Raw genomic sequence first — 6,548 nt, 5'->3', positions numbered from 1 at the left:
TCCCCTCCTGGGAGGGGTTAGGGGTGGGTTCCGATTCCCGATTCCCGATTCCCTTTGCTATAACCTTAAAAACCGATATAATCATGGAATTAAGGACACTACAACAGCTATTTTACGATGCTGTTTTTGAAAATAATCCTGCCAGTACACAAACCCTTGCTCAACACATCAAAGCAGCTAAACAATTGACCCCTGCTGAAGGGTTAGCCATTTATCGTAGCAGTGTCCTAGGCAACCTGAGCCAAACCTTAATGTCAATTTATCCAGTCTGCTGTTGTTTGGTGGGAGAGAAATTTTTTGATGGAACAGCGATAAGCTATATCCAACGCTTTCCTTCTATATCAATGGATTTAGGGAATTATGGTGAGCACTTTCCTGATTTTTTGGCCAATTTTGAGCCAGCAAAACAGTTACCCTATTTACCAGATGTAGCCCGGTTAGAGTGGCACTGGCATCGGGTGTTTAATGGTGAAAAAGCTACCAAGTTAGATGTCCAAGCATTGAGTACAGTTCCCCAAGAAAAATGGGGAGAACTGATTTTCCATTTACCTAAAAATAGTGTTCTGATCGAGTCAGCTTACCCGATCCATCGCATTTGGGAAGTTAATCAGCCTGAATACGAAGGTGATCAGCAAGTCAATTTGGATGAAGGGGGGATACAACTATTCCTCTGGCGCAATGGTTATGATATGCGCATTGAGCTGCCAACAAAGGAAGAATGGCAACTGTTGAAGGCTTTTCAAGGGGAAAATCGATTTGAAGCAATTTGTCAAGACCTGGCTGCTGATGAATTAGCTATTGATGTAGCATCTGAATTACCGCAATTTGTCCAACGTGGATGGATTGCCAGGTTTTCTATTTAGACAGATCCTTATACAGAAGGATTTCAGCTTATTGCCGTATAACAGGAGTGGCAGGATTTGAACCTACATCGATCAGTTTAGCTTCCGGCAAAATTCATCCCACATCTGCGACACAAAGTGTGAGTGTGGGATGAATTTTGCACAGAGTTTTTGATAAAAAACCAATCGATGTGTTATACTGCATATACTGACTTTCAAAGCCTAAAATGCTGGAAAGTTGGTAAAACATTATTAAAAAAAAGTCAAAAAAAAATAGAGCGGTAGGGCAGTCCGTTCTTAAAGCCCAGCGCCTCCTAAGCAATAGCTGGATTGCCTGGGAAGCCCACACTGACTCTTTGAGTGCAGTGTGGGAGCTGTCACAAGACTGGTGCCTTATCTGTTAGGCGACACTCCTTTGCGTTGGTTGCGCAGTGAGAATTGCACTCACTGCCGAACAACCTTCATGATTAGCGAGAATGCAGGGATTTGAACAAAAACGCGACGCATTCCCCCACCTGGCTATCGCCACGCTACGCGAACGTTCAGGTGGGGGTTAAGGAGCGACAATAACAATTGCCAAAAAATGGACACTAATAAGCGATTGTCGTCTTGTATTTTGTAAGCTAAGATATTAAATATAAAAGATTTTATTGAGCCAGTGAAAACGCCAAATAAAATTATAAGAACTGATAAGTGGCGACTCAACCCAACCCCAGATCAAAAGGAGCTGCTAGGGAAAACGGTTAAGGTATATCGCCACGCTTGTCAGTTTTTAGTTGGTATTATTTACACTCACTGGTCTAAACTGGGAGAACTGACGGCAGATCAACTAACTCCGGCTGTCGAAAAGTTAATGCATCAAACAGCTAAACGTCCTAGTATCAAATACCCTCAATTCAATAAAGCCTTTTATAAATTTCCTAGCTATCTACGTCGTGCTGCGATCGCATTCTCCGCTGGTCAGGTTAGCAGTTTTGTTACTCGTTATTACGATTGGCAATCAGGAAGCAGAAAAAGGAAAGATGCTAAGCCTCCAAGATTAAATGCAAATACCGGTTGTTATCCCTCTCTTTACAAGGGGCAATGCTATAAACTACATGAATTTAACAAGGTAGAAATAAAGGTCTTTAACGGCTCTGATTGGGTTTGGACTGACGTTAAAATTACTGGGTTAAGAGAGCGTCACTTGGTAACGTCCAATAAAATGATGTCTCCTTCACTAGTGATTAACAACAGGGGGTTTTACCTGTCAGTTCCATTTGCCTGCAAGCCAGAAAAAAGAAAACCGGAGGCCAATGTTACAGCAGTTGATTTGGGAATCAACACAACAGCCACGATAGCAGTCGTAACTCATAGCGGCACTGTAATCCATCGTGAATTCGTTCACCCCGGAAGAGACATAGACCGCCGAGACAAAAGACTGAAATCCGTATCTACGCGGGCGTCCAAAACCATGGGTAAAGGCGGAAAACTTCACAAAGGATTCTGTTCTAAAACCTATGAAAAATGCCGAAGAATCAATCATCAGATAGGCCACATTGTCTCTAAGCGAATTGTTGAGGTTGCTAAGCAGTTCAACTCTGAAGCCATCGTGTTTGAGAATCTTAAAGACTGGAAGCCAAAAGGCGGAAAGAAACGGTCTAACCTTCGACAAAAATTCCATGGATGGCTAAAAGCTAAGATTCGTAATTTCACCGAAATGAAATGGTCGGAATTAGGAGGCAAGGTAGTAGAAATCGTAGCGGCTTATACCTCGAAACTTGCTTATGATGGTTCTGGCACAGTAAAGAGAAACTCAAAAAAATACTCTCTAGCGACCTTCGCCTCAGGTAAGTGCTTTAATGCTGATCTAAATGGAGCTTACAATATCGGTGCTAGAGGTGTTTTTAAACTCGTTCGTAGAAATAGCAACGAGGGTCGTTCCAGCAAAAGATCTGGACGACCGCCTAGAAGCTGGGCTTGCTTGTGTGACCTGTGGACTAGCGGTAGTTCAAGGTTAGCATAAGACACCACCACCTCGGGCGAAGCCCGACGCTACGCGAACGGCTTGCCAGGTGGTGGAGCTTCATCCTACGGCGCACAGAGGCATCCGTTTTACAGACGGGTTCCTTAACCGGACTTGGATACCAACCCAATTTGCAGTACCCCTGACAGGATTTGAACCTGTAGAAAACCCGTTTTAAGCGGGTCATGTCTGCCAATTGCATCACAGGGGCAAGATGGGTCGAGTTGGATTTGAACCAACAATGCAAACGCGGCTGTTTTACAGACAGCTACCTACACCAATAGGTGAGCCGACCCATAGATTTAGCATTCTCTGAAATTTTCAAGGTGCTTCAGAGCAAGCAGGTTTGCGGCCTGTATTACTCTGTTATATGTATACTACATAATATACTACAAAATGTCAATATTGTAATACAAACTAGGGATTCCCTTAGAGCGTTAAGTGGCTCAATATGTGACATAATTACTTTTTAGAAGGCCACTTCTCATAAACAAATGAGTGTAACCCTCACTAACACATCACTCTCTCTCACCACAGCTTTACCCTTGACTGGGCATCCGGCACGGGTTTATTTGAGTAGTTTGAGTCCTGGGTCGCAGCGAACAATGAGGCAAGCTTTGGATGCGATCGCTTCCTTACTCACTAATAACGAATGTGATGCAGACACCCTTGACTGGGCAGCCCTCACCTATCAGCACACCGCCGCCGTCCAAGCCGCATTACTAGAAATCAATTCCCCCGCCACGGTCAAGAAGAAGATGGCAGCCCTCAGGGGAGTGTTAGCTGTGGCAAAGAAGTTGAAACTGATGGATCCAGAAGATTTCGAGGCGGCGGTGGATTTACCCAGGATTAAGAATCATCCCTTACCTAGAGGTCGAGCATTAACTCAAACAGAAATTACGGCACTTATTAAGGTGTGTACTTCCGATACAACTAATCAAGGGGTTAGGGATAAAGCTCTAATTGGTATCCTACGGGGTACGGGACTGCGACGGGCAGAGGTGGTGAAGCTGGAAGTGCGAGATTTTGATGGTTCCACTGGTGCATTAGAGGTGCGTCAGGGTAAGGGAGGGAAGGATAGGACCGTTTATTTACCTGAAAACGCGATCGCGTTTGTAAATGATTGGTTGAATGTCAGAGGTCACCAACCAGGGGCGCTGTTGTGTCCAATCCGGAAAGGGGGGCAGATACAGAACAGAAAAATGACCCCTCAGGCCGTGTTGTTGATTTTGCAGAAGCGGGCTAAAGAAGCTGGGGTGGAATCCTTTAGTCCCCATGATTTTCGCAGAACCTTCTGCTCTGATTTGCTTGATGCTGGGATTGATATTGTGACGGTACAGAAGTTAGCTGGCCATGCGTCTCCTGTGACTACGGCCAAGTATGATAGGCGGGGTGAGGAGGTTAAGCGTAGGGCGGTTCAGAAATTGGGGTTTTGAGGAGCAGGGGCGAAGGCCATAATGTTTCCTGCGGATAGGGTTGGCCATGGGGATTGGCTATCTCAGGCAGACGACTGATGAATACAGTGCTTCAACTTGTTTCTTCATGTAGATTACAGGCTACTCAGCACGTCATTGAGTTCTCTTTGGATTTTCTTTACAAATCAGCTCTAAGTCACTTACCTTTTGGTAACTTTAAAAATAAATTAGACTTGAGTGAACATATGAGCAAAGAAAAACACATATCGTCTTGTCCTGTTGGAGAGGCCTTGAACGTATTTGCAGGAAAATGGAAACCTGAAATCCTTTGGTATCTCAAAGATGGCTGTATGCGCTTTAACCAGTTACACCGTTCCATTGGAACAGTATCACAAAAAATGCTTGCACAGCAATTGCGTGAATTGCAGCGTGACGGTCTGGTTAAACGTATTCAGTATGATACGCTTCCACCACATGTTGAATATGAGGTGACTGATCTTGTAAAGACACTTGAACCTATATTTGATGCTCTTGAAAAATGGAATAAGGACAACGGGCCCACTGTGCAAGAAGCGAGGAAAAGATACTTTACGAAGAATAACTGATATTGTTTTCAGCATTCTGAATTTTATCTCAACCGTAGTCGGTTGGGATAAACCCAAGCATTGCGGACAGTAGGCCTGTTGGGATAAATTGATAGTCTATCTACTAAGTCATCAAGCTTGAATTAAGGATTAGCCAGTCTCTCAAAGCTAGTCTAGGAAATTATCACCGAAAAGAAATATCTATCAAAACAAAATTGGCGAACTACTACCATACCCATCGAAACGGTGACATTGGGCGTCAAGGTTTAACGCTGTAGTCAATTTTGATTGGTGGATCGCCTTCAACCTCGCCAATAAGCTGTAGTAGCTGCAATCGGAATCGCTCGATCATGTCGCGCTTCAACATAAAGCGATGGAAATCTGCAGGTGACGTGTTGTGGTGCTGCACCGACTTATAACCACCGGGCGCTTCAACATCCATGCGCACTGGAAATTGCAGCCACTTGCCTTGGAATTCCTCCGAGAGCATCCAGTTTAGATAGAGTTTAGCCGCCGCTTTGTTTTTCGCCTGAGTGGGAATGGCAGCAGTCTGGAACCATGTTAAGAAGTAATCTTCTTTCGGCAACAGAAAGCGCGTATCGCTGTTGGGCTGAGGTGCGAAGGCCCAGAATGTCGTAAAACTCGCGCCATACCAGCCATTATTGATGGCGACATAAGGCATCGCCGTACCACGTACCCATGTCGGCTTAGTGGCAACGAGTTCCTCCAGATACTCCCACCCATACTTTTCCTTCAGATTCCAAAACTGATACAAGACAGCATCGTCACTATGGGGATAGGTCAAAACAACCTTTCCTTTTAGTGCTGGGTCGAGGTAGTCCATAGCGTCACGCGGTGCTTGGCTTTCGTTGATCACATCGATGTTGACGTAGTTGCTGAAAGTCACACCATAAAGACCAGTCCAACGCCCATGAGGATCTTTGTGGTCAGGGAATACTTTGTCCCAGTGTTTTGGCTTGTAGGCCTCCAATAAACCATGCTCAGCGTAGTAGTCAAAGTCATGCACGGTCTGCAGTTGAATTACGTCGGGCACATTGGCTTTGCCACCCGTTTCACGCGCATTGTCATAGCGTGACCCGTGATGAAAACTCAAGTCAACACTGTGAGTAACCTTGATACTTGGAAATCTCTCCTTAAACATGTCCAAGTAATAATCTATTTGGTCCGGCTTGTCGCCGCCGGCCCGAAGAACCAAAGTGCCACCTTCCTGTTGAGCAGCAGTATATAACTCATCTAGAGACCTGGTTTCAATAGCCAGAGTTTTGAGTGGTTTCATCGATACTATACTAAAGTAAGTACAAACTAAAGTATAGTATAGCTTTATATCCAGTACGATATTAAAGTTAGTGCAGCGTTTTAGGGAGGTTGAATGGAGAACAAGCTTAGTCTTACCTTACGCTCGGGTCAAAGTCCTGAGACGACTGACCGGTTGCCTCATTCTCAATTGACCCAGCACGGGCCTGATCATATTATTGACAAGCTACATGAATGGTGCTTTTCATTGCCTCATGTTGTAAGCGAGCAAAGTGGCATCTCTGTACCTGGCTCTCGCGCTTTGGTCATTAATGACGGCGTGGAATGTAATCGTAAAGCTTTTATGGTCGGTCGGGAATTTGCACATATACATTGGAAAAGTTGAAACTCTGATTATTGAAGTAACCCTACCTTTGGTAATAACAGC

The 6,548-nt window shown here is 44.7% G+C and carries 5 protein-coding genes and 2 tRNA genes; 4 read left to right on the top strand and 3 right to left on the bottom strand.

Annotated features, from left to right (window positions below; genetic code table 11):
• Both AC4II3_RS30465 and AC4II3_RS30460 read left to right on the top strand, forming a co-directional pair.
• Window positions 1-863: HvfC/BufC family peptide modification chaperone (locus AC4II3_RS30465; RefSeq protein ID WP_488017103.1), on the top strand; the 863-nt coding region annotated here is incomplete at its 5' end.
• A 637-nt stretch (window positions 864-1,500) separates the two neighbouring features.
• Entirely contained in the window at window positions 1,501-2,847 is a 1,347-nt protein-coding gene (locus tag AC4II3_RS30460) for an IS200/IS605 family accessory protein TnpB-related protein (protein WP_488017101.1), read from the top strand.
• 137 nt (window positions 2,848-2,984) lie between these two features.
• Here the strand turns inward: AC4II3_RS30460 and AC4II3_RS30455 are convergent.
• Window positions 2,985-3,058: transfer RNA gene (locus tag AC4II3_RS30455), tRNA-Leu, on the bottom strand.
• 4 nt (window positions 3,059-3,062) lie between these two features.
• Window positions 3,063-3,143, bottom strand: a tRNA-Tyr gene (locus AC4II3_RS30450).
• A 198-nt stretch (window positions 3,144-3,341) separates the two neighbouring features.
• Here AC4II3_RS30450 and AC4II3_RS30445 point away from each other — a divergent pair.
• Both AC4II3_RS30445 and AC4II3_RS30440 read left to right on the top strand, forming a co-directional pair.
• A complete protein-coding gene (locus AC4II3_RS30445) occupies window positions 3,342-4,283 on the top strand; it encodes a tyrosine-type recombinase/integrase (protein ID WP_488016817.1) in 942 nt (313 codons plus the stop codon).
• A 77-nt stretch (window positions 4,284-4,360) separates the two neighbouring features.
• Complete coding sequence (locus AC4II3_RS30440) at window positions 4,361-4,867, top strand: winged helix-turn-helix transcriptional regulator (protein WP_488016819.1); 507 nt, start codon at window positions 4,361-4,363, stop codon at window positions 4,865-4,867.
• 238 nt (window positions 4,868-5,105) lie between these two features.
• On the opposite strand, the gene AC4II3_RS30435 is transcribed toward AC4II3_RS30440, so the two are convergent.
• Window positions 5,106-6,143 carry an ABC transporter substrate-binding protein gene (locus AC4II3_RS30435; protein WP_488016821.1) on the bottom strand — a complete coding sequence of 346 codons (1,038 nt, stop codon included), beginning with the start codon at window positions 6,141-6,143 and terminating at the stop codon, window positions 5,106-5,108.
• Window positions 6,144-6,548 lie beyond the last annotated feature (405 nt).

This window comes from Moorena sp., from assembly GCF_982860115.1.
This window is presented reverse-complemented; position numbering and strand designations above follow the sequence as displayed.

What these genes read in the sequence shown, in the direction of transcription:
- AC4II3_RS30445 (WP_488016817.1), top strand. Translation starts at nt 3,342, where the DNA reads ATGAGTGTAACCCTCACTAACACATCACTCTCTCTCACCACAGCTTTA.
- AC4II3_RS30440 (WP_488016819.1), top strand. Translation starts at nt 4,361, where the DNA reads ATGAATACAGTGCTTCAACTTGTTTCTTCATGTAGATTACAGGCTACT.
- AC4II3_RS30435 (WP_488016821.1), bottom strand. Translation starts at nt 6,143, where the DNA reads ATGAAACCACTCAAAACTCTGGCTATTGAAACCAGGTCTCTAGATGAG.